We start from the raw sequence: 3,092 nt of genomic DNA on the forward strand, positions 1-3,092 counted from the left end.
GGAGGTGTGGCGTGGCGCGAGCCGCTACGACCCGCGCTGCGGCGAGGTGATGGCGTGGGTGATGACCATCGCCCCCATCCCTCCGGGCGGGCGGGGTGCCGGCCGGGGGCCTGCGGCCCTCGGCGTTGACGATGTGTCGCAGACTTCGGGTATCAGCCACAACCCCACCCCCGGGGGCCCTCCCCCGGCACCGGCCGATGGCCGGTCCGCCGTCTGGTTGCTGGGCTGACGGCCCATCCTCCGCCCCTCGGAGCGGGGCCTGCGGCCCTCGAAGGGAGCCGGTGGGCGTCCGGTCCGGCCGGGCCTCCCCGGCCCCGGTAGCGGGCCCTCACGGGCGCCCCGCGCGGCGGTGGCTGACGAGCCCTCAACCGCAGGCTTCGCACCGGAATCCGCAGCGAATCCGGAGGCGTTTCACCGGCTTCCGTACAGCTCTATCCTACCGGTTCGCTGGCGGGCGCCGGAGGCGAACAGGAAACCTCGCAGCGACCGTCCATAACGGCTCTATCCGGCCGCACTCCAGGCGGGAATCAGAATCCCCTCCCACTCCATTTCAAGCGGCAATCAGAAAACCTTTCGGGGCGCAGCGGCGGGGAATCGAATTCGGGCATCTCAGAAATGGGCCTACGGCCCTCCCAGGCCGACACGGCGACCGCCCTTCCCAATCGTCCAGGAAATCCCGTCCAGCGTCACCCGGGAAATTCCTGGAGTGGCGACACCAAACCGAACACCGGACCAAGGGGCGGCGGGCGGGCCGCACGGCCGAGACGGCGCAGCGGGACGGTCTGACGGCCGACCAGGGCGCAGCAGTACGGGCGGGGCGGGCGCCGCCGAGGCCTGCGGACCGGGCACCGCGTGACAGGGCGCGACAGCACCCCATACGACAAGGGCCCACGACAGCACCCGGCGACGATCACCGCCCGAACCACGCCCGCTGCCCTGTCCGACCTGCTGGATACAGTGGGCGCAGCCGGGGCTGGGAGGGGGTTGAGCGTGAAGCGGTGGCAGCGTGGCGCGGTGATCGTGTGGGTGGTGTTCGTGGTCGGTGGCACTGTGCTGACGTTGTTCCTCGGCGACGGGACCGAGACCCCGTTGCCGGCGGTCCCACCGGACGTCCGTCCGTCATCCAGTCCGCCCCTTCCTCCTGCCTGCGCGGACGCGAACGTCATCTGTGCCGTCAAGACGCGACACGCCCCACCCCAGGACGAGCCGCGGAGTCAAACCTCCGGGGCCTCCTGGAGGCTCCCCATCGGGGTCTGACGACGAGCACTTTCAGCTGTCCCGCCCGGACAGCGGCGGACCGGGCCACCAGCGCGCGGCAGGCGGCGGCCCGACCGCCCGGGCGGGACAGCCTGGACGGTGGCCGGGCGCGGCCCGGGGCCGCGTTCCCTGTCTCGGTCCCGTCACCGGCGACCCGAGCGGCCCCGCCAGGAAGGCCGGCCAGGACGACGCCGGCCTCGGCGGTTGCCGGTCGCTCGGTGGCGGCCGCCACCGAGCACCAGCCGCGGCCTCACCCTCCGACACCCCACCCGCCGCCAGGACGACTACCAGAACAGCCTCCACGGCGGCTGGGTGGCCGTCAGGCCCGGACGGCGGCGCGGCGAGGCCCGGAGCGCGGCGAGCGGGCACGGCCGAAACAGAGGCGTGGTTTGGATGGTGGGCCCGGGACGACGGCCAGCACGGGGGGACGACGACGGCGGCACCCGGACGCGGCACCGGCCCCGCTGGACGGGGCACAGCAGGACCACCCGGGACCTGGACGGAGCGCACCAACTCCGCCACCCGAACCCCACCTCAACTCCCAACCTCAGTCACTTCAGTCCCTGACACCGCCCTGACCCGCGAAAACACCCGGTGACCCAAACCACCACAGAGACCAGAACGGGACCACGCCCGGGGCCAGGACGCAGCCGGCCCGAGACGACGGACCCGGCCCGGACGGACCCGGACGGCGGCGCAGCGAGGAAGGCAGGGCAGCACGGCGGACCCGGGACGGCGGCAGCCGAGCAGGAGCGCAGCAGGCCCGGGACGGCGACGGCGGCGCGGCACCGACCAGAGCGCGACGGAGGCCCGGCAAGGGCGCAGCGAGGCGGGCACGGGCCCCGGGACGGCAGGCCAACCAGCCCAGCGGCCGAGGAAGTTGCGTGTGTGACCCTGCCGAAGAACAGCCCGGTCCGACCCGGCCCCCTCGCCTCACAGGAGTCTCCGCATGGCACCGAACACACCGCCCTGCAGCACCCGCGCCCGCCGACTGGCCCGCGCCCGCCGGCTCGGCCGCGCCATCGCGCTCCGAGCCCTGCTCACCACCGCCTCCACCACCGCCAGCATCACCACCACCGCCCTCATCCACTGGCTCCTCAACCACTGAATAAACCCGGGCCCGGGATGTTCCTGCTCATGCAGACCGCGAGCGCGCGCGGGCTGCACTCAAGACAACCAACAGCCCACGCCCGGCACCCCGGACGGCGGACCCGGGACGGCGGACCCGGGACGGCGGACCCGGGACGGCGGCAGCCGAGCAGGAGCGCAGCAGGCCCGGGACGGCGGCGGCCTGGACGACGGACCGGGACAACCCGGATGGCAGCCCCGGCGCGGCAAGGCGGGCACGGGCACCGCCCGGACGGCAGGCACAACCGCGTCCGGCCCGGGACGGCGACCCGGCGCGGCAGGACAGCCTGACAGCCGACCAGGCCACGACGGACAGCACCGAGACGCCGGGGCCGGTGGCGGCGGGCCTCCGAGGCCGGCCAACCGGCCGGGCCCCGGACGGCGGCGCGGCCTCGATGGCCACCGCAATTCCAACCCGAATTCACACCATCGCCCGACTTCCAATCCGACACGACAATCGAGCGGAATATCGAGAGAATTCACGGCGGAATTCACCCACGAATACAGGCCCGCGAACCCCCGGACCGCGCGACAGCGGCCCGACCAGGCCCCCGACAGGGCCCCCGGACGGCCCGAGGTCGGTCGTCACGTTCTACTCGTCCAAGGGCGGTACCAGCCGCACCATGGCGCTCGCCGACACCGGCTGGATCGGCGCCAGCCGGACGGCCCGGCGCACATGCCCACCTCGTACTCGACGACGGGAAGCC

Annotated in this window: 1 protein-coding gene and 1 pseudogene; both read left to right on the forward strand. The window is 73.8% G+C overall.

Going from position 1 to position 3,092, the window contains the following annotated elements:
* Nucleotides 1-229: pseudogene (locus ACFRMQ_RS39690) on the forward strand (hypothetical protein); the annotation flags it as partial.
* Nucleotides 230-2,206: 1,977 nt separating this feature from the next.
* Nucleotides 2,207-2,365 carry a hypothetical protein gene (locus ACFRMQ_RS39695; protein WP_380735769.1) on the forward strand — a complete coding sequence of 53 codons (159 nt, stop codon included), beginning with the start codon at nt 2,207-2,209 and terminating at the stop codon, nt 2,363-2,365.
* The last annotated feature ends 727 nt before the right edge of the window (nt 2,366-3,092 follow it).

Source organism: Kitasatospora sp. NPDC056783 (genome assembly GCF_042789895.1).
Taxonomy (GTDB): domain Bacteria; phylum Actinomycetota; class Actinomycetes; order Streptomycetales; family Streptomycetaceae; genus Kitasatospora.